Source organism: Lentzea sp. HUAS12 (genome assembly GCF_024125735.1).
GTDB classification, from domain to species: Bacteria; Actinomycetota; Actinomycetes; order Mycobacteriales; family Pseudonocardiaceae; genus Lentzea; species Lentzea albida.
On the sequence record NZ_CP099738.1, the window covers coordinates 6,809,930 to 6,835,677 of the forward strand.

Annotated in this window: 25 protein-coding genes and 2 tRNA genes; 10 read left to right on the forward strand and 17 right to left on the reverse strand. The window is 69.4% G+C overall.

All coding sequences use genetic code 11. The features are described 5' to 3' along the window. Nucleotides 1-64 precede the first annotated feature (64 nt). The gene (locus tag ND450_RS31350; RefSeq protein ID WP_253322022.1) at nt 65-1,282 is read right to left on the reverse strand and encodes a thioester domain-containing protein; all 1,218 of its coding nucleotides are present in this window, start codon (nt 1,280-1,282) and stop codon (nt 65-67) included. Nucleotides 1,283-1,605: 323 nt separating this feature from the next. Next, nucleotides 1,606-2,811, reverse strand: a complete 1,206-nt coding sequence (locus ND450_RS31355) for a DNA cytosine methyltransferase (protein WP_245785815.1) — start codon at nt 2,809-2,811, stop codon at nt 1,606-1,608. Nucleotides 2,812-2,873: 62 nt separating this feature from the next. On the opposite strand from ND450_RS31355, the gene ND450_RS31360 reads away from it, so the two are divergent. Then, nucleotides 2,874-3,632 carry a hypothetical protein gene (locus ND450_RS31360; RefSeq protein ID WP_253322023.1) on the forward strand — a complete coding sequence of 253 codons (759 nt, stop codon included), beginning with the start codon at nt 2,874-2,876 and terminating at the stop codon, nt 3,630-3,632. Between the two features lie 6 nt (nt 3,633-3,638). Here the strand turns inward: ND450_RS31360 and ND450_RS31365 are convergent, their stop codons facing one another. Continuing rightward, nucleotides 3,639-4,877 (reverse strand): hypothetical protein, encoded by a 1,239-nt coding sequence (locus ND450_RS31365; RefSeq protein ID WP_253322024.1) that lies wholly within the window; start codon nt 4,875-4,877, stop codon nt 3,639-3,641. A 33-nt stretch (nt 4,878-4,910) separates the two neighbouring features. Between ND450_RS31365 and ND450_RS31370 the strand changes: the two genes are divergently transcribed. After that, a complete protein-coding gene (locus ND450_RS31370; RefSeq protein ID WP_245785813.1) occupies nt 4,911-5,084 on the forward strand; it encodes a hypothetical protein in 174 nt (57 codons plus the stop codon). 159 nt (nt 5,085-5,243) lie between these two features. On the opposite strand, the gene ND450_RS31375 is transcribed toward ND450_RS31370, so the two are convergent. Then, a complete protein-coding gene (locus ND450_RS31375; RefSeq protein WP_089907906.1) occupies nt 5,244-5,453 on the reverse strand; it encodes a hypothetical protein in 210 nt (69 codons plus the stop codon). A 66-nt stretch (nt 5,454-5,519) separates the two neighbouring features. Here ND450_RS31375 and ND450_RS31380 point away from each other — a divergent pair, with 66 nt between their 5' ends. Continuing rightward, nucleotides 5,520-6,377, forward strand: coding sequence for an NAD-dependent epimerase/dehydratase family protein (locus ND450_RS31380; protein ID WP_253322025.1), 858 nt, complete (start codon nt 5,520-5,522; stop codon nt 6,375-6,377). On the opposite strand, the gene ND450_RS31385 is transcribed toward ND450_RS31380, so the two are convergent. Further along, nucleotides 6,322-7,233, reverse strand: a complete 912-nt coding sequence (locus ND450_RS31385) for a ribonuclease Z (protein ID WP_253322026.1) — start codon at nt 7,231-7,233, stop codon at nt 6,322-6,324. The two genes, ND450_RS31380 and ND450_RS31385, sit on opposite strands and share 56 nt — an antisense overlap. Nucleotides 7,234-7,256: 23 nt before the next feature. Here ND450_RS31385 and ND450_RS31390 point away from each other — a divergent pair, with 23 nt between their 5' ends. Further along, nucleotides 7,257-8,078, forward strand: a complete 822-nt coding sequence (locus tag ND450_RS31390) for a serine hydrolase (RefSeq protein ID WP_253322027.1) — start codon at nt 7,257-7,259, stop codon at nt 8,076-8,078. Here the strand turns inward: ND450_RS31390 and ND450_RS31395 are convergent. Further along, entirely contained in the window at nt 8,062-8,388 is a 327-nt protein-coding gene (locus ND450_RS31395; RefSeq protein WP_143091403.1) for a hypothetical protein, read from the reverse strand. The genes ND450_RS31390 and ND450_RS31395 overlap by 17 nt on opposite strands. Before the next feature lie 80 nt (nt 8,389-8,468). Continuing rightward, complete coding sequence (locus ND450_RS31400) at nt 8,469-9,311, reverse strand: cyclopropane-fatty-acyl-phospholipid synthase family protein (RefSeq protein ID WP_253322028.1); 843 nt, start codon at nt 9,309-9,311, stop codon at nt 8,469-8,471. Between the two features lie 247 nt (nt 9,312-9,558). Here ND450_RS31400 and ND450_RS31405 point away from each other — a divergent pair, with 247 nt between their 5' ends. After that, nucleotides 9,559-10,119, forward strand: coding sequence for an RDD family protein (locus ND450_RS31405; RefSeq protein ID WP_253322029.1), 561 nt, complete (start codon nt 9,559-9,561; stop codon nt 10,117-10,119). Nucleotides 10,120-10,222: 103 nt separating this feature from the next. Here ND450_RS31405 and ND450_RS31410 read toward each other — a convergent pair. The 7 genes from ND450_RS31410 to ND450_RS31440 form a co-directional block, all read right to left on the reverse strand. Beyond that, nucleotides 10,223-10,295 (reverse strand) — tRNA-Arg (locus ND450_RS31410). A 42-nt stretch (nt 10,296-10,337) separates the two neighbouring features. Then, a tRNA-Ser gene (locus tag ND450_RS31415) sits at nt 10,338-10,427 on the reverse strand. A gap of 155 nt (nt 10,428-10,582) precedes the next feature. Next, a complete protein-coding gene (locus ND450_RS31420) occupies nt 10,583-12,526 on the reverse strand; it encodes an acetoacetate--CoA ligase (protein WP_253322030.1) in 1,944 nt (647 codons plus the stop codon). Between the two features lie 75 nt (nt 12,527-12,601). Further along, nucleotides 12,602-13,357 carry an ESX secretion-associated protein EspG gene (locus ND450_RS31425; RefSeq protein WP_089907871.1) on the reverse strand — a complete coding sequence of 252 codons (756 nt, stop codon included), beginning with the start codon at nt 13,355-13,357 and terminating at the stop codon, nt 12,602-12,604. Beyond that, nucleotides 13,354-14,646 carry a hypothetical protein gene (locus tag ND450_RS31430; RefSeq protein WP_253322031.1) on the reverse strand — a complete coding sequence of 431 codons (1,293 nt, stop codon included), beginning with the start codon at nt 14,644-14,646 and terminating at the stop codon, nt 13,354-13,356. The genes ND450_RS31425 and ND450_RS31430 overlap by 4 nt, the downstream gene beginning before the upstream one ends. Next, on the reverse strand, nt 14,643-15,116 hold the full coding sequence (locus ND450_RS31435; protein WP_253322032.1) for a hypothetical protein: 474 nt from the start codon (nt 15,114-15,116) through the stop codon (nt 14,643-14,645). The genes ND450_RS31430 and ND450_RS31435 overlap by 4 nt, the downstream gene beginning before the upstream one ends. Before the next feature lie 193 nt (nt 15,117-15,309). Then, nucleotides 15,310-15,951 (reverse strand): dienelactone hydrolase family protein, encoded by a 642-nt coding sequence (locus ND450_RS31440; protein WP_089907862.1) that lies wholly within the window; start codon nt 15,949-15,951, stop codon nt 15,310-15,312. 76 nt (nt 15,952-16,027) lie between these two features. Here ND450_RS31440 and hisC point away from each other — a divergent pair, with 76 nt between their 5' ends. Next, nucleotides 16,028-17,095 carry a histidinol-phosphate transaminase gene (gene hisC, locus ND450_RS31445; RefSeq protein ID WP_253322033.1) on the forward strand — a complete coding sequence of 356 codons (1,068 nt, stop codon included), beginning with the start codon at nt 16,028-16,030 and terminating at the stop codon, nt 17,093-17,095. A 6-nt stretch (nt 17,096-17,101) separates the two neighbouring features. Here the strand turns inward: hisC and ND450_RS31450 are convergent, their stop codons facing one another. Both ND450_RS31450 and ND450_RS31455 read right to left on the reverse strand, forming a co-directional pair. Beyond that, nucleotides 17,102-17,854, reverse strand: coding sequence for a sulfite exporter TauE/SafE family protein (locus ND450_RS31450; protein WP_089907854.1), 753 nt, complete (start codon nt 17,852-17,854; stop codon nt 17,102-17,104). 123 nt (nt 17,855-17,977) lie between these two features. Continuing rightward, a complete protein-coding gene (locus ND450_RS31455) occupies nt 17,978-21,124 on the reverse strand; it encodes a hypothetical protein (RefSeq protein ID WP_253322034.1) in 3,147 nt (1,048 codons plus the stop codon). A 195-nt stretch (nt 21,125-21,319) separates the two neighbouring features. Here ND450_RS31455 and ND450_RS31460 point away from each other — a divergent pair, with 195 nt between their 5' ends. From ND450_RS31460 to ND450_RS31475, 4 genes are all read left to right on the forward strand, one after another. Next, a complete protein-coding gene (locus tag ND450_RS31460) occupies nt 21,320-21,739 on the forward strand; it encodes a helix-turn-helix transcriptional regulator (RefSeq protein WP_253322035.1) in 420 nt (139 codons plus the stop codon). A 10-nt stretch (nt 21,740-21,749) separates the two neighbouring features. After that, a complete protein-coding gene (locus ND450_RS31465) occupies nt 21,750-22,151 on the forward strand; it encodes a VOC family protein (protein ID WP_253322036.1) in 402 nt (133 codons plus the stop codon). A 157-nt stretch (nt 22,152-22,308) separates the two neighbouring features. Further along, nucleotides 22,309-23,016 carry a class I SAM-dependent methyltransferase gene (locus ND450_RS31470; protein WP_253322037.1) on the forward strand — a complete coding sequence of 236 codons (708 nt, stop codon included), beginning with the start codon at nt 22,309-22,311 and terminating at the stop codon, nt 23,014-23,016. 61 nt (nt 23,017-23,077) lie between these two features. After that, nucleotides 23,078-24,472, forward strand: coding sequence for a M28 family peptidase (locus ND450_RS31475; protein ID WP_253322038.1), 1,395 nt, complete (start codon nt 23,078-23,080; stop codon nt 24,470-24,472). On the opposite strand, the gene ND450_RS31480 is transcribed toward ND450_RS31475, so the two are convergent. Further along, on the reverse strand, nt 24,469-25,365 hold the full coding sequence (locus ND450_RS31480; protein ID WP_089907838.1) for a neutral zinc metallopeptidase: 897 nt from the start codon (nt 25,363-25,365) through the stop codon (nt 24,469-24,471). The genes ND450_RS31475 and ND450_RS31480 overlap by 4 nt on opposite strands. Nucleotides 25,366-25,748: the final 383 nt, after the last annotated feature.

Sequence of the window (25,748 nt, forward strand, 5' to 3'; positions counted from 1 at the left end):
GAAAAGGCAAACGCCCCCTGCTCCGGCGCGGAACCAGGGGGCGTTCGTCAGTGGGACCGGGCTGTCAGGCGCCGGCCTTCTTGCGACGGACCACGAACAGCGCGGCCGCACCGCCGCCGACGAGGACCAGACCGCCGAGCAGCGGCCACAGGATCGACGCACCGGTCGAGGCCAGGTTGTCCTCACCGCCACCCGGAGCCGGGTTGAGCGGGGTGGTCGACGTGGCCGGAGTGGTGGTCTCCGGGGTCGTGGTGGTCGTGGCCGTGGTGGTGGTCGTGGTCGGCTGGGTCGGCACGGTGCCGAGCTTCCAGTCGGCCTTGGCCTCCTTCTCGACCTTGACCTTCTGCGGCTGCGCGACGACGAGCGTCTGGGCGACACCGTCGTCACCGGCGGACGCCTTGTCCTTGGCGATGAACAGGCGGCCCTCGGACAGCGTGGCCTCGGCGGAGAGCTTGAAGGTGGCCTCGCCGTCCTTCGCGTCCTTCGGAACGTTCACGAAGAACTCGGAGACCTTGTCACCCGTGCCCTGAACGGCGAGGTTGTCGCCCTTCTTCTGCACCGCGAGCGGGTTGCCCTGCGCGTCGGTGATGGTGACGCCCTCGGGGAGGTTCGCGGTCAGCTTGACCTCGGAGGCCGTGGTCGTGACCTTGAACGGGCCGATCTTCTCGCCGGACTTGCCGGACTTCGACTCGGGCTCGATCACGAGGGTCGGCTTCGGCTCGGCCTCGGGCTTGGCGTCGGCGATGAAGCGCTTGTACAGCGCGACGGCCTCGCCGTCGTTCTCCTTGGTGTCAGCGAGCTCCGCGCCGTCGGAGAAGTGCCAGATCGCGGCCTGGGTGGCGGCGATGATGTCCTTCTTCTCCAGGTTCGGGATCTTGAAGGCGTCGTTGACCGCCTTGACCGACTGCGCCGGGTAGGAGTTCTTGAGGATCCAGAGCACCTTGCCCGAGTTCTCCTTGAACTTGGTGTTCGGGTTCGGGTGCTTGTCCCACGGCACCTCCTTGAGGACGTCGCCCTTCTTCAGCGGGGTCGGCAGCTCGACGCAGTACGTGTGGACCTTGGTGGTCCCGTTCTTGTCGTCGTCGATCTGCAGCGCCATCACCGAGGTGTCCTGCCGGACCGGCTTGTCCGTTGCCTTGGCCGGCTTCAGGAAGACGGCGTGACCGGACTCGCCCTCGTCGATCCGCTTGATCTTCACTTCGGCGTGGGCCGGCAGGGTCGAGAAGGTGAGGGCGGCGACTGCTCCGAGCAGCGCGGCGCCGATCCTGAACCGGGAAGCCATGGGTCTCCTCTTGCTCACTGAAGTTAGCCCGAACGCGGCGGGAAGTCAGTCATCCGTCGGGACGGTCGGCACGTCGTCATCGACACTGAACCGACAGGAAGCGAGCGGGACGCTATCCGATGGGGTGACACACGTATGAGTGAGGTGAGGCCCCCATCACCCACTATGCGTGATCAGCACAAACACACCTGCGGTGTCCACAATGGATAGGGCCGCGATGCATTGGATTTGTCAGGTGACGATAATTTCGTTGCCGAACAGTTATCAATAGCGGCGTACCGCTACGGATGATCGGCACCGGCGGTTCAAAGGTCTTGGGAGACCTAGGCCACCATTTCGGCCACTTCCACCGGCCGAATGTCTCCCGGACGCAGTGAAGTGCCGCGCAGGCACATCTCCCTGGGCTCGGGGCGGTGACCGGTGAGAATCCACTTGGTCAGCCCGGCCAACTGGTAGGCGATGAGCGGCGGAACTGCGTCACCCACATGGCGGTAGGCGTTCCCGAGAATCGAGACGTCGAACCGGAACTGGCGCGGAAACCCTTGCAGGAGCGCCATCTCACGCACCGTGCAGAGCCGGTGCTGGACGGGATGGGCATATCGCCCGTTGCCGACGTGCCCGCATTCCCGCTTGATGGTTCTGGCCGGTTCGTCCCACCACATGCGGCCGTAGACATCGGGGTGCGAACCCCAGTTCTGCTGCTCGACGATCTTGCGTTGTGCCGGATTCAACAACTCCGCGGTCGCCGGTGAGCGGAGCAGATCAGCCCACGATCCGCCGTTCGCAGGAATCGCGCGCATTCTTTCGAGACTGCGGTCCTGGGAAAAGGTGGGCGAGACGTGAATGGGGTCCTCGGCGTCGGCGACGCCGGCCGCCACGACCGGGAGTTTGCCGATGGCGCGCCGGACCGTGATCGCAGACGGCCGGATGACCCTGCCCTCCCACAGGTCGTCCAGCGTGAGCAGCGGCAGGCCGCCGTCCACCGCGACCATCAGGGTCCGCTCGCGCAGCTGCGGCAGGCCGAACCTCGAGAGCATGTGCGTGCCGCCCCAGACGGAGTACCCGATCCGGGTGAGCTCCTCGGCGAGGCTGTCGAAGTGGTGGCGCTGCTTGCCCTTGACGAGCTCGCGGGCGTTCTCCATCAGCACGACCTTGGGGCGCAGCTCCTGCGCGTACACCGCGATCCGGCCGACGAGGGAGTTGCGCGGGTCGTCGCGCAGGTGGTTCTGCGAGGTGATGCGGCTGAAGCCCGAGCACGGCGGGCACGCCAGCAGCACGTCGAGCTCACCGCGCCGCAGGCCCCACACCTCGCGCAACGCCGCGGGCGAGACCTTCGCGAGGTCGACCTCCAGCGGGTCGACGCCGATGTTCGCGCGGTAGGTGTCGTTGCAGCGCAAGGAGCCCAGCTTGGAGCTGGGCTTTCCGATCTGCGCGTCGGCGGCACCGACCACCCGGAAGTCGCGGTGGGCGTGGAAGCCGTAACTCATGCCGCCCGCACCCGAGAAGATGTCGGCCACCGAGAAGGACACGGCGAGATCGTACGGGCGAGGCTCCGAGGACCTTTCCGTGACATCCCGTACCTTTCCCGCCTATGGAGCTGCCGCGCGCCTGGCAACGGCCTGACCCGTTGCGCGGACTCGACAGGATTTCCTGGGCCGAGGTTTACGACGGCCGGGGTGGCGCCGGTCGGGTGCCCCGTCTGCTGCGCGACCTGGTGGACCCGAGCGGGGACGTGCGCCAGAACGCGCTCTCACAGCTCGCTGAGCGTCTTCTGACCGACGACACGGTGTCCGAGGCCTCGTTCTGCGCCGTGCCGTTCCTGGTGGAGCTGGGGGCGTCCTACAAGGTCGCGGGCGACGTGCGGGACCGCGTCATCTTCCTGCTGGCCGCCATGGCGTTGGCGGGCAAGGGCTTCACGGAGGACGGACGGCGCACGCACCGCCGGTGGAACGCCCTCGGCCGCGAGCTGCCCCGCACGGCTCCGGACTGGCTCACGCAGACGCGGCACGCCGTCGCCCAGGGCGCGCCGAAGATCTTCGAGGCGCTGGCGTCCGAACGGGTCGCATGCCTCGTGGCCCTGGCCTGCGCGGTGCCGGACAAGCTGCCGTCGTTCGTGCACGGCCTGATGACCGACATGATCGACCTGCCGGGCGAGGAGATGCTCGCGGACGCCGCCGAGATCGCCGTGGCGCTGCTGAAGGGCTCGCCCGAGCTGCTCGGCGTCGAGGTGCCCAAGGTGCTCGGCGAAGGGCTGGTGCGGCCCGCGCACCAGCCCCGTGAGATCACCGCCGCCCTGATGGGCTACCGGTTCGCCCTCGTCTCCGCGTACGGCGACGAGGGCGCCTGGTAGGTCCGCTCAGGCCGTGACGGCCTCTTCGAAGGACTCCTCCACCGGAACGACGTCCTCGACCGCGATCGCGGGCTCCAGGGCGCCGAGGCCCGTCCCCCACTCCTGGTCCGCCAGCGCGAACGCGGCGACCGTCAGCGCGGCCACCGGCGCGCCCACGGGCATGTTCTCGCGGTGCAGGTCGAGGTCGAGGCGGCCGCCGATGGGCGACGGGCTCAGCCGCAGCGTGGCGTGCGCGGGCTCGTCGGCGTGCGCGAGGCGGCAGGCCCAGCCGGTGAAGATCACCCGGCGTTCGTCCACTTCGGTCGGCTGCACGGCGCGCACGTTGGCGCCCACGGCACCGGCGCGGTGGTTGTCCGCGGCCTGCAGGACGAGCTCCTCGAACTCCATCGAGGAGATGCCCAGGTCCCAGCCCGCCACGAGGGCGACCTGGACCAGCGCGAGCGGCAGCGTCGGGACGGCGTCCTCGAAGCACACCATCGCGCCGCCGTAGCGGGTGTTGATCTCGGTCGGCAGGAAGCCGTCCTCGGTCGCGATGCCGTCCAGCGTGAACGTGCCGCGGTAGCCGACGGTGCCGCGCAGGTGCTCGCCGACGCGGCGGGCCAGGTTGCGCATCTCGTCGCGGATCCACACGGGCGGGTCGTAGAACGACGCGCAGCCCGCGTAGAGGAACTTGGCCTGGCCCTGGCGGCGCGGCACGACCATCTCGATCGGACGCAGCACGGCCGTGCCGTCCGGGAAGACGATGCCGTGCACGCTCACCGGGATGCCCTCGAGGAACGGCATGACGCGGACCTGCTCGCACTTGGGCGCGAGCACGTCGAAGGCCTCCTTGGCCTCCTCGTAGGACCGCACGCGGCGCACGAAGTTCGCGCCGCCGTTGATCGCGGGTCCGTCACCGGACCAGACGACGCCCGCGCCGCGGTCCAGGATCTCCGAGGCGCCCCAGAGGCGTTCGAAGTCGAGGTCGAACACCATCGCGGGCGCGCGGCGGGCCGAGAGCTCGTCCCAGAGCGCGTCGATCGTGGTCTTGTTCTCGAGCTCGACCCAGTCGTGCTGCCGGGCGTTGAGCACCGGGCGGCCCTGGAAGTCGCCGATCTCGTTGTACGGCGTGCTGATCACGACCGCTTCGCGCTGCGCGTCGAAGTCGCGCAGGATCGCCCTGACCTCGGCGCTCGGCTTCGTCAGCAGCTTGCCCAGGCGGCGCTGTTCAACGGCGACGAAGCCGCCCTTGATGCCGAGCGACACCCAGCGGGCGATCTCCGAATCATGTAGCGGCGCATGATCGTCGGTATCGAGCACGAGCGTATGGCGGGCGCCGAGCGCATGGAGCTCCTGCGCTCGCTTGGCCAGACGCGTGCCACCGGCCAGAACTACCAGCCGATCACCGAACAACCTGCCGAGGCGCTCGTTGAGCGCGGAGAGGACATGATTCATCGCCGAAAACTCGCTTAAGAGAAGCGGAGGACGTGACCGGCGAGTGCCGGGTGACGCAGAGCGTAGATGCACCCGGTATGTGTGTCGAAGCACGGTCCGGCAACGGCCGGATGAATCTTGCGACGGGCCTGTCGGCTCAAGCCCGCGAGCAAGTGGATCTCTCGGTGAAGTGCCTGCTCAGAGGGAGCGGGCCGCGTCCCTGAGGACCTGGTCGACGCGGTTGAGGAAGGCGCGCTTCGGGTTGATCGACGGCAGCGGCGCCGTGATCTCGGCCGGCTGGGGCGCGGGTGCGGCACCCACGATGTCGGCCACGTTGCGCAGGAACTCCTGCCGCTTGAACTCGTGCACCGCGTGGTCGTGCAGGAGCCCGGCGATGCTTGTGTGCACAGCGCGATGGGGATAACTCACTTGTGGGTTATCGGCGCAGCCCGCGTCAACCTTTAGGGTCAACTTGTGCGAGTTCTGGTGACCGGCGCCACTGGCTATGTCGGCAGCGCCGTGATGCGTGAGCTGCGGGTTCACGGTCATGAACCGGTTCCGTTCCGTCAGCGGCTCTCCGAGCCGTTCGAGTTGCCGGACGTGGACGCCGTCATCCACCTGGCCGCCGCGGCCCGCGTCCGCGAGTCCTTCGTCGATCCGCTCGCCTACTACGAGACGAACGTCGGCGGAACTCTGAACCTCCTGAAAGCTCTTGAGGGCCAACGATTCCTGCTCGCCTCGACTGGGACCGTCTACCGGCCCTCGGACGCCCCGCTGACCGAGGAGTCCGTCCGCGAGCCCACCTCCCCGTACGCCGCCTCCAAGGCCGCCGCGGAGGACCTGGTGACGTGGGCGGCGCGGTCCGGACAGGTCGGGTCGACCACTCTGCGTTTGTTCAACGTCGCTGGAGGTGGTGACACGGACACCACTCGGGTGATCACGCGGGCCGTGGCGTGCGCCGCCGGGACCGTGCCCGGGATGGAGGTCTACGGCGACGGCACGGCCGTGCGCGACTTCGTGCACGTACGCGACGTTGCTGCTGCCTTCGTCGTGGCTCTGGAGGCCTGCGAGGTGGGCACGTCGTCGGTCTACAACGTCGGCTGCACGCCCGCCTCGGTGCGGGACGTGCTGGACGCCGTGGCGGCCGTGACGGGACGGGCCGTGGACGTGAGCTGGAAGCCCGCCGTCCCCGGTGAGATCCCCTCGCTGCGGGCCGACGCGTCACGCCTGCGGGCGCTGGGCTGGGAGCCCCGCTCGTCGGCGTTGAAGGAGATCGTCAGGGACCAGTGGCGCGCTTCGGCACCGGCACCCGGTCGAGGTCCTTCGCGATGACGATCTCGCCGTCGAACTCGGCGGCGGCCTCGGCGTGGAACTCGGCCGGGTCCTCGTAGCGCTGGGAGAAGTGCGTGAGGACGAGCTTGCGGACGCGGCAGTCCTTCGCCACGCGGGCGGCCTGCTGGGCGGTGAGGTGGCCGTGGTCGCCGGCGAGCTTCGTGTCGCGGGCGAGGTAGGTCGACTCGATCACGAGCATGTCCGCGTTGTCGGCGAGCTCGAAGACGTTGTCGCAGAGCCTCGTGTCCATGACGAACGCGAACCGCTGCCCCTTGCGGGGCTCGCTGACGTCCGCGAGCTTGACGCCGCCGAGCTCGCCCTCGGCCTGCAGGACGCGGACCTGCGGGCCCTGGATGCCGTGTTCCCTCAGCTTCTCGGGGAGCATGCGGTGGCCGTCCGGTTCGACCAGGCGGTAGCCGACGCTGTCGATGCCGTGGTCGAGCGCGAAGGCCTCGAGCCGGCCGAACCTGCCGGTGGCGATCACCCCGTCCCCTTCGACCGGCACCTCCTGGACGTCGGCGGCGTCGTAGAACGCGCTGGCGTACCGGAGGCGTTCGAAGAAGTGCGCGCCCGAGCGCGGGTAGTGGGCGTGGACGGTGTGCGGGACCCGGTCGAGGCTGATCCGCTGGACGATGCCGGGCACGCCCAGGCAGTGGTCGCCGTGGAAGTGGGTGATGCAGATCCGGGTGATGTCGCTCGCAGCCGCGCCGGACCGCAGGAGCTGCCGCTGGCTGCCGTCACCGGGGTCGAACAGGAGGCCCTCGCCGTCCCACCTGAGCAGATAGCCGTTGTGGTTGCGCTGGCGGGTCGGGACCTGGCTGGCCGTTCCCAGGACGATCAGTTCCCGGACTGTCACCCCCTGACGTTAACGTGCGTCCTATGCGGAGCGTGGAAGTAGCGGCGTCCTGGCCTGTCGAGAACGTGGCGGTGGCCGTCGTCGCCGATGGTGCCGTCGTGGGTTCACTGGGCGATCAGCAGCGCGTGTTCCCGCTCGCGTCGGTGACGAAGCTGCTGACGTCGTACGCGGTCCTGGTGGCCGTCGAGGAGGGCGCGGTCGAGTGGGACCAGCCCGCCGGCCCCGAGGGGTCGACGGTGCGGCACCTGATCGCGCACACCGCCGGTTACGCGTTCGACAAGCCCGAGGTGCAGGCCGCGCCGGGCACGCGCCGGATCTACTCGAACGCGGGATTCGACGTCCTGGCGTCCTTCGTGGGCGAGGCGTGCGAAATGCCGTTCGCCACCTATCTGCACGAGGCCGTTTTCGCGCCGTTGGGGATGAATTCCTCGGCATTGGTCGGCTCGGCGGGCGCCGGCGCCGAGTCCAGTGCCGCTGACCTGGCGTTGTTCGCCCTTGAACTGCTGTCGCCCAAGCTCGTCTCCGTCGAGCTGGTGCGCGAGGCGACGACTGTCGTCTTTCCGGGGTTGAACGGCGTGCTGCCCGGTTACGGCATGCAGAAGCCGAACGACTGGGGGCTCGGCTTCGAAATCCGCGACTCGAAGTCGCCGCACTGGACGGGGAACTCCCATTCGCCCCGGACCTTCGGCCACTTCGGCCAGTCCGGCACGTTCCTGTGGGTCGACCCGGAGATCTCCGCGGCCTGCGTGGCCCTGACGGACCTGCGGTTCGGGCCGTGGGCGGTGCAGGCGTGGACGCCGTTCTCCGACGGCGTCCGCGCGGAGCTCGTCAGTCGGCGAGCCTGAGCGCGAGCTGCCGGAGGATCTCCTGCACGTCGGCGTCCTCGTAGTCGTTCTCGTACGCCTGCGCGACCCCGTGGAAGGCGTAGAGCAGCCCCGCGGTGAACCAGCCGAACTGCGACAACACCTGGTCCATCGCCTGCTTGAGGGCCTGGGCGCCGGCCTCGTTCAGCTCGCCGTCGACCTTGACCTCGTAGCTGAACACGCCCTCCTGCAACGACTTGAGGGCCATGCGCAGGTAGTCGTTGGAACCGGCGCCGTCGTAGCTGAGGGTGAGGACGCCGAGCGCCCGCTGCATGATCTCCCGCTGCTCCACGCCGCCACTCTGCCCGGAGATCAGGCGTGCGTCACCTTCCGACACCCCCTCGGCCGAGACCGAGGGGGCTCGGCCGTTCGTCAGCCCGGCTTGCGCGCGACCCACCGCGCGACGGAGAACACACCGGCGGCACGGGCGGCGTCGAGCACGCGCTTGCCGTCGTGGATCACGCCCTCCTGCTCACCGGAGTACTCGCCCCAGCCCTGGCCGTCGTCGGGAGGCGTGCTGCCCCAGCACTCGACGTCCGGGTAGAGGTCCTCGGAGGCCTCGATGATGAACCCGGAGGCCGACATCATCTCGCGGTACTCGTCGAGCGTCCCGAGCCGCGGGATGGAGATGACCTCCTCCACCGGTCCGATGAACGGCGCGATCTGCTCCTCGGTCTGGTGGTCACCGAACGGCCGCCGGATCCAGTCGACGCCGACCAGTGCCGCACCGGGCTTGAGCACCCGGAACGCCGCCGCGAAGAAGGCCGCCTTGTCCGGGAGGTGGCACACCGACTCGTAGAAGCTGACCATGTCGAGCGACCCGTCGGGCCACGCGATGAGCGACTTGTAGTCCTCGTCGCCGACCGTGAGGAACGCGGCCCGATCGGCCAGCCCCTGCTCGGCCGCGTACTTCCGCGCCTGCGCGGAGAGCCACTCGTTGTTGGAGATCCCGACGACGTTCGCGCCGGCGATCTCGGCCATGTAGACCGCCGTGCCGCCGACTCCGCTGCCGAAGTCGAGCCCGGTCCCGCCGGGCCGCAGCCCGGCCGCGTCGACCTGCCTGCGCGCCAACGCCTTCGCCGCGTCCTCGGGTGACAGGCCCGCTTGCTCGGCCGCCAGGTCGCCGTGGTGCCAGAACTGCCCCATGAGCGCGTGGTAGGCGGGCCCTGCGTGGTTGTAGTACTCGCGGACCTGTTGCTCGACGGAGGTGTTCACCAAATCCGGCCTTTCGTGTTGAGCTCGCGGTCGCTCGTCGGAAGGCCAGGGAGAACTCGTCGGCCACACCGAAGTCGACCAGCACCGGCACGGCTCAACGTAGTAGCCGGTTCAACCAGTTGTCCACGATCCCGGCCGCTGATCACGGGACCTCCCGCTCCGTCAAGGGGGTGATCGACCCACATCGCCGCGAAGGCGGGTCCGCTACTTTGGATCTTCGTGTTCTGACACCGCGGGGAGTGCGCAGATGACCGTCGCCGGCTCCGGCCGACCGACCCGGCTGGACATCGCCAGGCAGCACGTCGAGCAGGCCTTCGGCCCGACGATCGCGAAACGAGTCGACACGTTCGACGACGGGACCCTCTACGTGACGGCGGGCGGGTGGAGGCGGCTGCTGGCCTGGCTCGCGGACTTCGTCACCTACCTCCTCTTCGCGGGTGCCGGCTTCGTCGCGTTCGCGCTCGCCACCCGCACCGACCCGGTCTCCGACAGCGCGGCGGCTCTGATCGTGCTCGGCCTGCTGATCGGCACGCCGCTCGTATACGGCCTGTTCTTCGGCAACGGGCGAGCGGTCGGTGCGGCGCTCACCGGGACCCGCCTCGTTCGCGCCACGAACGGCGGGCGGATCGGCGCCTCGGCGTGCTGGGCCATGCTCGTGCGCACCGTGCTGTTCCCGTTGTTGCTCCTCGTCTTCGTGACCGGGGGCACCGCCGAGGGGTCGATCAGGAGGATCAGCATCGACGACGACGCCACCCGCCGGCTGCACGAAACCGGCCTGCGGCACCGCGACGCGATCCGGTTGCCCTGACTTCGCCGTGAGGTGATCCGGGGAACATTCCCGGATCACCAACGAAAATGATGCACACGACAAAGCCCCAGCGGGACCGAAGTCCGACTGGGGCTTTGTGGAGCGCGCTCGACAGGATTCGAACCTGTAACCTTCTGATCCGTAGTCAGATGCTCTATCCGTTGAGCTACGAGCGCAGGCTATTCAATTGTAACCGATCCCCTAGAGGCTCGGCCTTGCGGAGGCTCCGGGATTTGAACCCGGGATGGGGGGTTACCCCAAACCGCATTAGCAGTGCGGCGCCATAGACCAGACTAGGCGAAGCCTCCCGGGACCATCCTTGGCCACGGGACATAGGTTACACAGGTCCTCAACCGAGTTGCAAAACGCCCCCCTCCTAACCCTGAACGCGCTGGTCAGAGCACGTCCTGAGGGTCGGAGAGGGGCGTAAAAGGCCTGGTCGGCGCGGCCCGAGTGACCTAGATCATTCCGAGGCGATTTCCAGGAACGGCCGGAGGGACTCCGGATTGCGCAGCGCGCCCCTGCTGACGGCCCGGTCCGGGTCCACGCCGGCGAGGATCTTCTTGACCGGGACCTCGCACTTCTTGCCGTTCAGCGTGCGGGGGATCTCGCTGACGGCCACGAAGCGGTTCGGGACGTGGCGAGGGGAAAGGGAGGCCCGCAGTTCCTTGCGCAGCAACGGTTCCACGTCGGACAACGAGACGCCGTCCAGGACGACGAAGCACAGGAGCTCGCCCTCGGTGACGCCCGAGGTGTCGATCACGAGGGAGTCGGCGACACCGTCGACGGACTCGACCACGCGGTAGAACTCCGAGGTGCCCATGCGGACGCCGCCGCGGTTCAGGGTCGAGTCGGAGCGGCCGTAGATCACCGCCGAACCCCGTGGCGTGATGCGGATCCAGTCGCCGTGGCGCCAGATTCCGGGATATGTGTCGAAGTACGCGTCGCGCAGGCGCGAGCCGTCGTCGTCGCCCCAGAAGAAGACCGGCATGGACGGCATCGGCTTCGTGATCACGAGCTCGCCGACGGCGTCCTCCAGGGCGTTGCCCGCCTCGTCGTAGGCCTCGACGGCGGCGCCCAGGGCGCGGCAGGAGAGTTCGCCGAGCCAGACCGGGCGGTCGGGGGACGCCGCCACGAAGGCGGTGCAGAGGTCGGTGCCGCCGGAGACCGACGCGATCTGGACGTCCTTGCCGACGGCGGAGGCGATCCAGCGGAAGCCCTCGGGGGTCAGGGGTGCGCCGGTCGAGCCGACGACGCGCAGGCCCGTCAGGTCGTAGGTCTCCGACGGGTTGAGGCCTTCCTTCAGACACGACTGGACGTACGGGGCCGAGGTGCCGAAGTACGTCACGCGGTGCTGCTCTGCCAGGTGCCACAACGCGTTCAGCGACGGGTAAGCGGGGCTGCCGTCGAACAGGACGATCGTGGTCCCGACGAGCAGGCCGCCCACCAGGTAGTTCCACATCATCCAGCCGGTGGTGGTGAACCAGAAGAAGCGGTCGCCGGGGCCCAGGTCGCCGTGCAGGCCGAGCATCTTGAGGTGTTCGAGCACGATGCCGCCGTGGCCCTGCACGATTCCCTTGGGCAGGCCCGTGGTGCCGGACGAGTAGAGCACCCACAGCGGGTGGTCGAACGGCACCGGCGTGAACTCGAGCGGCGCGCCCTCGTTGGCCGCGACCAGTTCCGAGAACGACAGGGTGTCGGGCAGCGTCGAGCCGTTGTCCAGGTAGTCGATCAGGACCGTGGCGCGCAGGCCGGGCAGTTGCGCGCGGATCTCCTCGACCACCGGGCGGGTGTCGAAGGACCGTCCGTTGTAGACGTAGCCGGAGACCGCGACGAACACCGCCGGCTCGATCTGGGTGAAGCGGTCGGCCACGGCGCGGGCGCCGAAGTCCGGCGAGCAGGACGACCACGTGGCACCGAGGGACGCGGCCGCCAGGAACGCGATGAGGGCCTCGGGGGCGTTCGGGACGAGTGCCACCACCCGGTCGCCCTGCGAGACGCCCAGGGAGGCCAACGCGGCCCGGAAAGCGGCCACGCGCGCACGCAACGCACCGAACGTCAAAGAAGAAGCGACGCCGTCTTCACGATGGAAGATCACGGCGAGGTCGTCGTCGGCTCCGCGGCGCAGCGCGTGCTCGGCGTAGTTCAGCGTCGCGCCGGGGAACCACTGGGCACCAGGCATCTCCGCGGACCCCAGGACGCGCTCGTACCCCGCGTGGAACTGAACGTCGAAGTACGCGGCTATGGCGCCCCAGAACCCCTCGAGGTCGGAGACGGACCACTCCCACAGCGACTCGTAGTCGGGGAAGTCGTGACCGCGGTCCGCGAGCCAGGAGCGGAACTCGGTCATCCCGTTGTCCCTCGTGGGGTCCGGGCGCCACAGCAGTTCGACGTCGGTGTCGGTCATGCCCCATGTCTAACCCAGGCACAACGGAACGTCCATGTGTGATTGACGGACTTGCGGTAGCCCGCCTGTGTGGTTCTAACCTGCCGAGATCAGCTCGTCGACCGCGCTCGTGAGGCGCGCGGCGTCGGCGGGGGCCAGCACCAGCCAGCCGTCCTGCTTGCGCAGGAGGTAGCGGCCCTCGCGCGTGTCGAGCCACGAGACCGAACGGCCGGTCGGGCGGGGCACGCCGTCGCGGTTGCGGGCGGTCAGGCCCAGTTCGCCGCCGCCGATGCGGGACGTGACGATCCGCATGAGGTTGTGCGCCTCCGGCTCGCGGATGCCGGCGTCGCGCAGGACGTCCAGGAACGCCTGCTTGCCCTCCTGCTCCCCCGCCCTGCCCGCGCGGACGTAGTCGTCCCAGCGCACGTTCACGGCACGGCCGGAGCCCGGCGCGAGGCCCGGCAGCGACGACACCGTGGCCGAGGCCAGCGAGGTCGGGTGGAACGGGTAGAGGTGCACCTCGCCGTTCACGCGGGCGGCGAAGGCACCGCCCCAGCCCGCGCACGCGATGCCGCGGGCCAGTTCGGCGCCCTTGAAGTACGCGATCTCGAGCGCGCGGTCGAACTCGCCGAGGCCGCTGACCAGGGCGCGAAGGTCCGGGTCAGGGCGCTGGATCGTGCCGAGGCGGCGGGCCTGAAGGGACTGCGAACTCGCTTCGACGAGGCGCTGCCGCGCCGCCCGGGTCGCCCCGACGTGGGGCGTTCCGAGCGGCACGACGCGGTCCTCGCCGTGCACGGCTTGCCACAGCAGGAAGAACTCCTGCGAGCTCACCGTGAACTGGCGCTGGGTCACTGACCGATCACCGGCGGGGCCGCCTTGCGGTCCAGGCCGAAGACGTTGTCGTCCTCTTCCAGGTAGCTCGCCGTCTTGTGTTCCTTGGAGTCGTTCTGACCGCCGCCTGCCGCGGGGGCACCGGCCATCGGCGCGCCACCCATCGCGAGCGGGTTCTGGAACGCCTTGGTCGTGTTGCCGGGCGCGGCCGAGGCTGCCGCCGCGGCACCACCGGCGCCGCCACCGCGCGCACCGTCGTTCACGCCGGCGACGTTGCCGCCGGAGACGCCACCACCGGCACCGCCGCCACCGGAACCGCTCTGGTTGCCGGAGCCGAACGGACGGGCCATGCCGCCGCCGAAGCCGCCGAACCCTCCGGCGCCACCGCGGCCGCCGCCACCGCCACCTCCACCGCCGCCGAAGCGCGAGGAGGCGTTCGTGGTGCCGCGGTTCTGGTTCTGCGCGCCGCTGGTCGCGACGGGAGCACCACCGGCACCGCCCGCGCCGCCGTCCGGCGTGCCACCGGTGTGCGAGCGGTTGGTGAGGTCGCCGCCGGTCGGCGTCGGGTTGATCGGGTTGACCGGGGGCGTGAACTGCTGGGGCACGGTCTGGTCGACCGCGGCCGAGTTCTTCTGGAACGTCGCCATCACGTCCGCTGCGAGACGGTGCGAGGCGTCGTTGGCCGCGAGAGTGTCGACGGGGCTGGTGCCGATGGTCTCGAAGCCCGCGAAATCGGTCTGGGGCTGCTGCACGAGCACGCGCTCGTTCTGCAACGCGCCGAAGCCGTCGACCTGGGTGAGCCGGTCCTGCAGGACCGCCCGGTTCACGAGCGCGGCGTCCGTGGGCACCGGCGGCTGGGGGGCGGCGGGAGGCGGCGGCATCGCGGCGCGCGCGGCCTCGACGTTGCTGGTCTCGGTGGTGATCGCGGCCGACACCTTGACGGCGTAGTTCGCCGTGTCGTCGACCCAGTTGGTGACCTCGGTCAGGCCGTCGCGCGCGAGCCGGGCGGACTCGCTGTCCCAGCCGACCGACGAGTCCTCGACGGCCTTGAGCAGGTTCGTCCGCACGCCGGCGATGTCCTCGCCGATCTTCTGCCAGTTCGTGGCGGCGGCCTGGGCACCGGCGAGGTTCACGCCCGTGTGCACCATGTTGTAGAGCTGCTCGTGCGTGTACGTCATCCAGTCGACGGGCTCGTGCAGGTCGCTCCGGTCGTACCCGCCGTCCTTGTCGCCGCCGTGGCCGCGGTCGTCGCCTCTGTTGTCCTGGCCGTGGTTGCCGTTGCCCTTGTTCCCGTGCCCTCCGTGGCTCACCACGACCCCCCGGCGTTCTTCATGGACCGTTCGGCTTCTTCGTCGGCATCGCGGATGGTGTCGCGGTTGCGGCTGAGCGCGTTGCTGATGTCGTCGAGGACCTTGAAGAGGTCCAGCAGCGCCTTGGCGGCGCCGGAGTCTTCACCGACGGCCAGGTCGGCGAACCGCGCGCTGATCGCCTTGGCGACCGGGTTCTCCCCCAGTTGCAGCGGTGTGGCGAGCTGGTCGGTCGCGCGCTTCCACAGGTCCATGACCTGGTCGCGCGCGGCGTCGACCGCCTTGATGAGCGCGTCGGCGGCGTCGACGTCGAGCGTCAGCTTGCCGCTGTCGGCCGCCTGGTCGAGCTTGGCCGCGGCGTTGCTCGCCTCGGCCTTGTCCACCAGCATCTGCTGCTGGAGAACGGGTTTCGCCGCCGCCAGCTGTTCAGCCGTGATCGGCGCGGTGACCGACGTGGTCACGTCGGGTGTCACCGGTGGAGCGCCAGTGGTCGTGCCACCAGTCGTGCCTGTCCCAGTGCCTTCAGCCATCACTCACAACCCCCTGCACTGCATAACTCGTCACCGCAGCACTGGGCGTTACTCGCAGCTACACCCAGTCAGCCGTCCGAAGCACTCCTTAGATGTACCCAACCGACGGTTCGGTTCCAATCCGCCGGAAAGACCCTTACCTCATGTGAGCGTCAAACCAGTTCAACGCACGAGACCATGCTTCGTCACTCGAAACGTTGAACCTGACCAGATCTGACGCGGTTTCGGAGCTGATCACAGCATCACGAAGCTTGCTCACTTCTTCCGAGTCCCCGTCCTTGAAGATTCCGAGCCACGGGCAGGAGAGGTCGGCGGCCACGTCCACGAGCGCGGGGAGGCCGTCGGAGAGCGGTTCGAGGATGCCGGGGGCCTGCACGGTGACGGCGGCGCCGATCGTGCGGCTGGCGGCGACCACCATGGCGACCGTGCCGCCGATGTCGAAGCCGACGACGCCCATCCGGTCGGCGCTCACACCCTGCTGCCCCAGCCAGACGAACGCGACGTCGGTGTCCGCGAGCAGCCGGTCGCCGTTGAGCTTGCTGACCTGGTCGCGGATGTCGTCACCGTGCACGCGGTCGGCGTCGTAGAGGTGCGGCGCGATGGCGAGCCAGCCCTCGTCGGCAAGGCTGCTGACGAGCGTGCGCACACCCTGGGTGACACCGCGCGCCTCGTGCAGCACCACCAGACCGCCCCGGACAGCGGAGTCGGGTTCGGCGATCGTCACCCGCAGCTCACGGCCGTCGGAGAGGGAAAGCGTCTCGATGCGGGGTGTGGTCATGTTTCCCACCCTTCCACGAGGGGGTGAACTCCAGTCAACGTGACCAATCGGACGGAGCAATGCGAGGATCGGGTGCATGAGCGTGCGAACCCGTGCTGACCTGGCGTCCCTGCCGTCCTACGTGCCTGGCAGGAGCATCCCCGGCGCCATCAAGCTCGCGAGCAACGAGGTCTCCGCCGGACCTCTGCCCAGCGTCGTCGAGGCCATCGCCGAGGCGGCCACCGGCATCAACAGGTACCCCGACTCGGGCTCGGTCGAACTCACGAACCGGCTGTCGGACAAGCTCGGCGTGCCCGCGGACCACATCGCCGTCGGCTGCGGCTCGGTGATGCTGTGCCAGCAGCTCGTCCAGGCCACCTGCGGCGAGAACGACGAGGTCCTGTTCGCGTGGAGGTCCTTTGAGGCCTACCCGATCGTCACGCACGTCTCCGGCGCCCGGCAGATCCGCGTGCCGCTGACCGACGAGCACACCCACGACCTCGACGCGATGCTCGCCGCGATCACCCCGAACACGCGGATGCTGTTCGTCTGCAACCCCAACAACCCGACCGGCACCGCGCTGCGCACCGAGGAGATCGAGGCGTTCATCGCCCGCGTGCCCCGCGACGTGCTCGTCGTGCTCGACGAGGCCTACAAGGAGTTCGTCGACGACGCCCACGTCCCCGACGGCGTCGAGCTCGCCAAGCAGCAGTGGGCGGCCGGGCACACCAACGTCGCCGTGCTGCGCACCTTCTCCAAGGCCTACGGCCTCGCCGGCCTGCGCGTGGGCTACGCGGTCGCGCCGCCGGTCGTCGCGGACGTGCTGCGCAAGGTCTACGTGCCGTTCTCGGTCAACGCGCTCGCGCAGGTCGCCGCCATCGCCTCGCTCGACGCCGAGGACGAGCTGATGGTCCGCTGCCGCGCGATCGTCGCCGAACGCACCCGCGTGCGCGGCGAACTCCTCGCGATGGGCTACGACGTCCCCGAGACCCAGGCGAACTTCGTGTGGCTGCCCCTGGGCGAGCGCACCGGCGCGTTCAACGCCCACTGCCTGGACCACAAGGTCGTCGTGCGCGCGTTCGTCGACGAGGGCGCCCGCGTCACCATCGGCGAACCCGACGAGAACGACGCCTTCCTGGCCGCCGCCCGCGCGTTCACCCTCTGAGAACTACTACTTCGTGAGCAGCTGAACGATCGCCGCGACTCCCACCACCACGATGACGCCGCGCAACACGGCGGGTGGGAGTTTGCGGCCGATCTTGGCGCCGATCTGGCCACCGACCACGGACCCGACGGCCAGCAGCAGCACGGCCAGCCACGCCACGTCGGCGATGAAGATGAACAGCACGCCGGCGACGAGGTTCACGAACGCGGTGAGGACGTTCTTCAGCGCGTTCATCCGCTGCAGGTGCTCGTTGACGAGGACCCCCATGATCCCCATGACCAGCACACCCTGCGCGGCCCCGAAGTAGCCGCCGTAGATGCCCGCCGCGAAGACGCCGAACCACAGCAACAAGCCGCCGTCGCTGTCGGCGTTGCGCCGGTGCGAGAGCTTGCGGTTGAGCCACGGCTGGATCACCACCAGCACCAGCGCGATCACGATCAGCACCGGCACGATCGCCGTGAAGGCCTTGTCCGGCAACGTGACCAGCAGGATCGCGCCGATCACACCACCGAGGATCGACGCGGGCAGCAACCGCTTGACGCGGCCCGCCTGCCCCTTCAACTCCTCGCGATAACCCCACGCGCCGGACAGCGAGCCGGGCACCAGCCCGAGGCTGTTGGACACGTTCGCGACCACGGGTGGGTAACCGACGGCGAGCAACACGGGGAACGTCACGAGCGTGCCGCTGCCGACGACGGTGTTGATGCCGCCTGCGAACACACCCGCGATGACCACCGCGATTGCTTCCCAGACAGTCATGTCACCCCCCAGTTACCCGATGGTTCGCGACGCTAACACTCCGTTCGGACCAGCGCGGTGTGGCGCTCATGACAGCGGGCCCGGCACTCAGCGTGAGTGCCGGGCCCGCTGGTCGGACGGGAGTCACGCGATCCGGCGACGACGTCCGATCATGCTGGCGCCGAAGCCGAACGCGACGAGCAGCGCGCCGAGCAGGCCCAGGCCCAGCACGGAGGCACCGGTCTTGGCCAGCGTCTCGGCCACACCGCCGGCACCCGCGGGACCGTCGGTGCCGTCAGGGCCGTCGGGCGTTCCCGGCGTCACGCCACCGGGCGTCTGCTCCTCGGGCAGCGGGTAGCCGGGGTCCTCGACCTCGGGTCCCGGCACGAGGTGGAAGAGCTGCACCTCCTGCTCACCGCCGGTCCGAACGTAGAAGTACGGCCCCATCCGGCGGATCTCGACCTTCCACGGGCCGGGCACGACCACGTCGTAGCGGCCGACCGGCAGTTGCGAGACACCGAAGTTGCCACCGGCGTCCGTGATGGTGCGCGCGGCGACCTTCTTCGTGTCGGTTTCGACGACGACGACGGTCATACCCGCCTTCGGGACCTCCCCGTTCGGGCCGTCCGTCACGAGCTTGCCGACCGCGTCGGCACGCAGGCCGGGCACCCGGAGCGAGTCGCCGGCACCGGCGGCACCGGGATCGGACGTGTCAGGCGCGAAGACGCAGCCGAGAGTGGCGTAGCCGATCGAAGCGGCCGCCTCCGGCAACGGGCCCGAGACCCGGAACGTGCGCTTCTCCCCGTTCGGCACCGGCACACCGCCGCCGTCCCAGGCGAGGCGGCCCCAGCCGGAACCGGTGTTGTAGATCTCGCCGGAACCGCCGGGACCGCTGCAGAACGCGTTCACGACCGGCATGTCCGCGCCGGTCCGGTTCTCCAGCGTGATCACGGCCTCGTAGTCCTCGTCCGCCCGGTACTCGTCCTTCGTGAAGTTCAGGGTCGCGAAGAACTTGTCGGAGAGCGGCCGTCGCGCACCGAGTTCCAGCACGGACTCCACGCCGGCGCTGACGGTCACGCTGTCGGGCCCCGGCCGGACCCAGCCGTCCGGGTACGAGGCGGACACGCTGTACACGCCGAGCGGGAAGTCCTTGAACGCCACGCGACCGGACGCGTCCGTCCGGCCGTCCGCCCACTTGCCCGGCCGGGTGCCACCGCTGATGTAGACCTGGGCGTCCGCGAGCGCCTTCTCATCGGCGTCCTTGCGGCCGTTCTCGTTGGCGTCGCCGTACAGCACGACCGCCGCGTCACCGCTGAGGAACGTGACCGCGGTGGTCGCGAGCGCCGCGTTGTTGCGGGGGTTGGTGTCGATCGGGGTGGAGAGCTCGACCGGGAGCCTCACCGCGTTGTCGGTGCCGGACAGGTACGGAGCCGTGCCGACGATGGTGATCTCACGGCTCTCACCGGGCCACAGGGACACCTTCTTGGCCTGGTCACCCAGGTCACCGAACTGCGACCGGTCGAACTCCATCACGTTCTTGACGTCCGGCGTCAACGGACCGACGCGCAACCAGACCTCGGCCGCACGGCCGGTGCCGTTGTTGCTCACCGTGACCTTGGCCCGCATCGGCTCGGCGAGGTCGAAGCTGTCCTTGTCGAACACCGCGGTCACCGCGAGGTCCGGGCGGTGGCTGACGTCGGGCACGGTGACGTCGCTCGGCACGACCGCGAGGTCGCGCGAGGTGGTCTGGTCGGCGACGACGTCGACGAGGAACTCGGTGCCGTCCTGCGGCTTCCACCGGCCGGCGACCTGCAGGAGCACCTTGCCGGGGTCGAGGCTGTAGATCCGCAGTTCGCCGTTGGAGTCGGCCGAGATGACGTCCTTGACCGGGCGGCGCGTGACCGGGTCGAGCACGTTCACGACCGCGTTGCGGACCGGCTCACCGGTCTCGGCGTTGACGACCTTGCCGGAGTAGGCGCCGTGCAGGCCGGTGACGTCCGCGCGGACGTTGCCCACCCAGACCGAGCCGGCGGTGTTGCGGCCGTTGTTGCCGAAGAAGCAGTTCGCGTAGATCCACGGGTTGGTGAGCTTCGGCATGTCCGTGGTGACGGACACCGTCGTCTCACCGCCGGCCGGCACCGTGACGCCGGGGCCGTCCGGGCGCAGGTTCGAGAAGTTGTCGCTGTTGAGGTACTCCGGGCCGTAGCCGCTGCACACCGCGACGACGCGTTCGATCGGCTGGTTGCCGGAGTTCTTCAGCGTGATGGTCAGGCCGGGCTTCTCACTGACGTGGTACGACGGCTTTCCGAACGACATGGTCGCCGTGAGCGAGTCACGCACGGGGGCAGCGACCGGCAGCGGGAAGTACGTGTCCTTGTTCGCTTCCACGACGAACTCGGTGGAACCGGGCTTGGCCGCACGCCTGTCGTTGTCGACGCCCGTGACGGTGTACCTGCCGGCGACGACGTTCCACATCTTGAAGGCGCCGGTGGCGTCGGTGAAGCCCCACTTGGTGTTGAACGGCGAGCCGCCCTCCACCCGGAAGTTGGTGTTCGGCAGGCCCTCGCCCTGGTCGAACGCGCCGTTGCCGTTCGCGTCGGCGTAGACGACGCCGGACACGGAACCCATGAACTGGCGCACCTTCAGGTACTGGGAGGAGCCGTTGTCGCCCGGTGTCGGGTCGGCGACGCCGTCGATGGTGGCGCGGAACAGGAACGGCACCGACTCCGTGGTCGGCGAGGTCGGCCGCAGCACGACCCGGAAGGACTTCTCGGCGCCGGGCGCGAGCGACGGGCGGCTGCTCAGGTCGGCGGCACCGGAGACCAGCCACGACTGGGATGCCTCGTAGCCGAACCGGATGTTCGTCGCGGGCGCCTCGCCCTTGTTCTTCACGGAGACCGTGAGGCCGATGTCCTCACCAGCGGGGAACTCGGCGTGGTCCGGGACCACGCGCACGGCGAGATCGGCACGCTGCTCGTCCGCACCGGCGAGCGCCGGCCGCGCGTCCTCCTGCTTGGCGTCCGGACTGGCCGGCGCGGTGGACGGAGGGGTGCCCGGCTCGGCGGGCGGTGTGCTCGGCGACGTGCTGGGCGGCGTGGACGGCTCGCTCGGCGGCGTCTCGACGGGCGTGGACGGCGGGCTCGGCGGTGTGCTCGGCTCGCTCGGCGGAGTGGACGGCTGACTCGGCTCGGTCGTCTGCGTCGGTTCGACGGTCGACGACGGTGTTTCCGGCTCCTGCGCATGCGCACCGCTGGTGGCGGTGCCGAACGCGAGGACAGCGGCAGTGGTCAAGGCCCCGATTCTGAGCAGGGCACGGCTGACCGATCTCTCGGACACTGGAATCCCCCAAGACCCCGTAGGAAGTGGTCTGCCTGGACGTCAAGCCCCCGCACGCGTCCAGCGAACTCGGGCAAACTACCCCAACCGCACCTGCGCTGGTAGTTGATTCCTTCACATGTTTTCGCCGCTGGTGGCAAGCTGTCGCCCGTGACGCCCGAGGACCTCGCGCACCTGCGCCGGGCACGCGACCTGATGGACCGCGAGTACGCGCGACCGCTCGACGTGCCCGCGATGGCCCGTGCCGCGCTCATGTCGCCGTCGCACTTCTCCCGGCAGTTCCGCGCGGCGTACGGCGAAACCCCGTACGGCTACCTGATGACCCGGCGGATCGAGCGGGCGAAGGCGTTGCTGCGCCTGGGGAAGCTGTCGGTGACCGAGGTCTGCGTCGAGGTCGGGTGCACGTCGCTCGGCTCGTTCTCCGCGCGTTTCACCGAACTGGTCGGGGAGACGCCGTCGGCCTACCGCGCGCGGGCCCACGACGCGCTTGCCGTGGTGCCCGGATGCCAGTTGAAGGGGCTCACGAGACCGAGCAGGTTTCGAGAAGCGACGCGTTCACGGCGTGCCTAGGGTTCGGCCCATGAAGCTTTCGCACACGTTCCTCTTCGTCCACGACCAGGACGCCGCGCTGAAGTTCTACCGCGACGTCATCGGCCTCGAGGTGCGCACGGACCAGACGATCGAGAACGACTACCGCTGGCTCACGGTCGGTCCCGCCGAGCAGCCCGAGGTCGAGATCGGGCTGGCGCGCATCGGTCCGCCCGTGCCGCCGACCGACTTCGAGGCGTTGGAAGCGTTGCTGGCCAAGGGATCGTTGCAGGGTCTGATCTTCGCGGTCGAGGACGTGGACGCGAAGTTCGAGCAGGTGCGCGCGGCCGGTGGCGAGGTGATGCAGGAGCCGGTCGACCAGTACTACGGCGTGCGCGACTGCGCGTTCCGCGACCCGTCCGGCAACATGATCCGCTTCTCGTCGCTGCGTTAAAACGCTTCTGCCCCGTGCGGCAGTTGTGGTTCAGTGATGCCTTCAGGCGTTCTCGCAGACAAGGTCGATGCCATGGGCAGCCCCGGACACACCGGGTGCCTCCGCAGTACCCGGTGACTCCCGCGCTCTTGTTCACGCGATCACCAGGAGTTCCACCTTGTCTTGGTACACCTCGTTCTTCACCGATCTCGCCAACACCTTCTGGCGCGGCGCGGTCCAGCCTTCGCAGACCTCCGCCGAGGTCGACTTCATCGCCGGCCTCGGCGCCGGGCCGCGGGTGCTGGACGCGCCGTGCGGCAGCGGCAGGCACAGCATCGAGCTCGCCCGCCGCGGCTACTCGGTCACCGGCATCGACATCTCCGAGGAAGCCATCGCGCACGCCCGTGCGCTGGCCCCCGAGCTCGACTGGCGACAGGGAGACCTCGCGTCGCTCGGCTCGTTCGGCGTGACGGCCGACCTGGCCCTGTGCCTGGGCAACAGCTTCGGCTACCTCGACCACGCCGGCTCGCGGCGGTTGCTGGCCGACCTGGCCGCCGCCGCACCGGTGCTGGTCGTCGACTACGGCTGCACGGCCGAGTCGTTGCTGCCCTCGTTGCCGGGTGAGATCCGGCTGTCCGCGGGCGGCGTCGACATGGTCGCCGTGAACACCTACGACGTGGCCTCGGCGCGGCTGCTGATCGACTTCACCTTCTCCGACGGTGAACGGACACAGCGGTCGACGTGCGTGCAGCACGTCTACACGGCCGGTGAGCTGACCCGGATGCTGCACGACGCCGGGTTCTCGTCGGTCGAGTTGTTCGGTGACACAGACGGCAGTGCGTTCGAGATCGGCAGCCACCGGTTGCTGGCCGTGGCGCACCGCTGATCGTCTGGGCCTCGGCCCAGGTGGTAGCGCTCTCACGACCGCCTGGGCCAAGGTCGTACCCATGCGTGCCAACATCGCGATAGCGGCCCTCGCCTCGTCCATGGTGCTGCTCGGCTCCACCGCGAGCGCCTCCACCGACCCCGCCCGCGACCTGTCCGCCCGTGTCAGCGCGGACGGCGCCCACCGCCACCTGATCGCGTTCCAGCGCATCGCCGACACCCACGGCGGCAACCGCGCCGCCACGACCAGCGGGTACTCGGCCAGCGTCGACTACGTGGCCGGGCGGCTGCGCGACGCCGGGTTCGACGTGACCACTCCTGAGTTCGAGGTCAAGCAGAAGGTCGACGACGCCGGACGGGCCGTGGTCGGCTCGGCCTCGCACGAGCTCGTGCCGGTCGGCAACACCCCGAACACCCCGGACGGCGGCCTCACCGCACCGCTCCGGGTCGTGCCGGAGGACGGCACTCCGGGCTGCGAGGCGAGCGACTTCGCCGGGCAGGACTTCAAGGGCTCCGTGGCGTTGATCCGGCGCGGCACCTGCACGTTCGTCACCAAGTACGCCAACGCGGTGAACGCGGGCGCGGCGGCCGTGATCATCTCCAACAACGTCGACGGCCACCTCGACCTGCGCATCCCCGGCACGGTCCCCGGCGGCACCGCCTCCAAGGCGGACGGCACCGCGCTCGCCGCGCTGGCCGGGCAGACCGTGACGCTCGACCTGCGCCACCACGACGAGGTCCACCTCGACCGCAACGTCGTCGCCCAGACCCGGACCGGACGCGCCGACAACGTTGTCGTCGCCGGAGCGCACCTCGACAGCGTCGACGCCGGTCCCGGCATGAACGACAACGGCTCCGGCTCCGCCGCACTGCTCGAGGTCGCGCTCAAGATGGGCGCGCGGCCGAAGCTGCCCAACGCCGTCCGCTTCACCTGGTGGGGCGCGGAGGAGGCCGGCCTGATCGGCTCGCGCGCCTACGCGTCGGCCCTGTCATTCGAGCAGCAGCTGGACATCGCGCTGTACCTGAACTTCGACATGGTCGGCTCGCCCAACCCCGGCTACTACGTCTACAACGACCCCGGCCTGCCTTACGGCTCGAAGCACATCGAGAAGGCGTTCAGCGACTTCTACACGGGCCTGAACCTCGGGCCGGAGGGCCTGAACGTGCGCGGTGCCAGCGACTACGGCTCGTTCACCGCGCTCGGCATCCCGGCAGGCGGCATCATCTCCGGCGGCGGCGAGGTGAAGACCGCCGCGCAGGCCGCGAAGTGGGGCGGCACGGCGGGCGTGGAGATGGATCCCTGCTACCACAAGGCTTGCGACAACCTCGGCAACATCAACCGGGAGGCGCTGGGCCGCAACGTCGCCGCCGCGGCCCACGTCATCGCCTCGTACGCCGTCACCACCGAGGGGGTGAACGGCGTCCCGTCCCGCGCTGAGCGGGCGGCTCTGCGTTAGCCCAGGTTGTTCGTGTCGAACGTGTTGCAGCGCGCCGGGTCGCCCGTCTCCAGGCCGGTCGTGAACCACTTCTGCCGCTGCGCCGAGCTGCCGTGGCTGAACTGGGTCGTGTCGACCCGGCCGCCGCCGAGGTTGCTCTGGATGAAGTCGTCACCGATGCGCGCCGCCGCGTCGAGGGCGGCGTTCACGTCTTCCTGGGTGATGTTCGAGATCAGCGGCTGACCGTTGGCGCCCGGCACGGTCGTCGCGTGGTTCGCCCAGGAGCCGGCATAGCAGTCGGCCTGCAGTTCGAGGCGCACGGAACCCGAGGTGGGGCCGGTCTCCCGGCCCACCCGGTCCGAGGTGCCGAGCTGGTTCTGCACGTGGTGGCCGTACTCGTGGGCGAGCACGTAGGCCTCGACGAACGGACCGCCGGTCGCACCGAACTTGGTGCGCAGCTCGTTGAAGAAGTCCAGGTCGATGTACACCTGGGAGTCCGCGGGGCAGTAGAACGGGCCGACCGCGGAGGTGGCGTTGCCGCAGCGGGTGTTCACGCTGCCGCGGAAGAAGTTGGTCTTGGTGACCTGGTAGGTGTTGCCGGAGCGCTTGAACTGGTCGGTCCAGAAGCCCTGGATCGAGTTGATCGTGGCCAGGACCCGGCAGTCGCTGTCGCGGTTCGCGTCGGCACCGGTCTTGCACTTCTCGAGCAGCGTGCCGGACTCGACCTGGGTGTTGTTGCCCAGGCCCTCCAGGCCCCCCGCGGGCAGCTGGATGCCCGTGAACTGCTGGATCAGGAAGTAGACGATCAGGCCGACCACGCCGAGGCCACCACCGACGCCCGCGACCCTGCCGCCTGAGCCTCGTTGGTCCGAAACCTGAGAAGTGTCGAGTTCCGCGCCTTCGTTGAACTGCACCGCATCCTCCTGCCAAGGACCCCATGGGTGCCGCAAACGATAAAGCACGAAACATGCCTTGGTGCGGAGCCCGACGTCGGGGCACCGCACCAAGGCTTTCCCATTTGGTAGTGACGACTACGGCCCACGAAGGTTGGCGTGGCGCTCAGCCGGTGACGCCATGAGACGACACCGATGCCGAGCTCAACAGCGTCGAAGTGCACCGAGCGACGCCCGACGGCGCCTGGGCACCCGAAACCTCGTGTCCGCCGCTACACAGTCGCGACCGGACCGGTCACGTCCGATCCGCTCGCGGGGATGCGACAGACCGCGTTTCGCCACAGCGAGGAGATACCTGCACAGCACCACCTACCCCTTCTGGGCGTGGCCTCCGGTGGTCTAGT

Coding starts and splice junctions, on each gene's coding strand:
- ND450_RS31350 (WP_253322022.1), bottom strand. CDS start 1,282: ATGGCTTCCCGGTTCAGGATCGGCGCCGCGCTGCTCGGAGCAGTCGCC.
- ND450_RS31360 (WP_253322023.1), top strand. CDS start 2,874: ATGGAGCTGCCGCGCGCCTGGCAACGGCCTGACCCGTTGCGCGGACTC.
- ND450_RS31370 (WP_245785813.1), top strand. CDS start 4,911: ATGATCGTCGGTATCGAGCACGAGCGTATGGCGGGCGCCGAGCGCATG.
- ND450_RS31390 (WP_253322027.1), top strand. CDS start 7,257: ATGCGGAGCGTGGAAGTAGCGGCGTCCTGGCCTGTCGAGAACGTGGCG.
- ND450_RS31405 (WP_253322029.1), top strand. CDS start 9,559: ATGACCGTCGCCGGCTCCGGCCGACCGACCCGGCTGGACATCGCCAGG.
- ND450_RS31420 (WP_253322030.1), bottom strand. CDS start 12,526: ATGACCGACACCGACGTCGAACTGCTGTGGCGCCCGGACCCCACGAGG.
- ND450_RS31440 (WP_089907862.1), bottom strand. CDS start 15,951: ATGACCACACCCCGCATCGAGACGCTTTCCCTCTCCGACGGCCGTGAG.
- hisC (WP_253322033.1), top strand. CDS start 16,028: ATGAGCGTGCGAACCCGTGCTGACCTGGCGTCCCTGCCGTCCTACGTG.
- ND450_RS31450 (WP_089907854.1), bottom strand. CDS start 17,854: ATGACTGTCTGGGAAGCAATCGCGGTGGTCATCGCGGGTGTGTTCGCA.
- ND450_RS31465 (WP_253322036.1), top strand. CDS start 21,750: ATGAAGCTTTCGCACACGTTCCTCTTCGTCCACGACCAGGACGCCGCG.
- ND450_RS31475 (WP_253322038.1), top strand. CDS start 23,078: ATGCGTGCCAACATCGCGATAGCGGCCCTCGCCTCGTCCATGGTGCTG.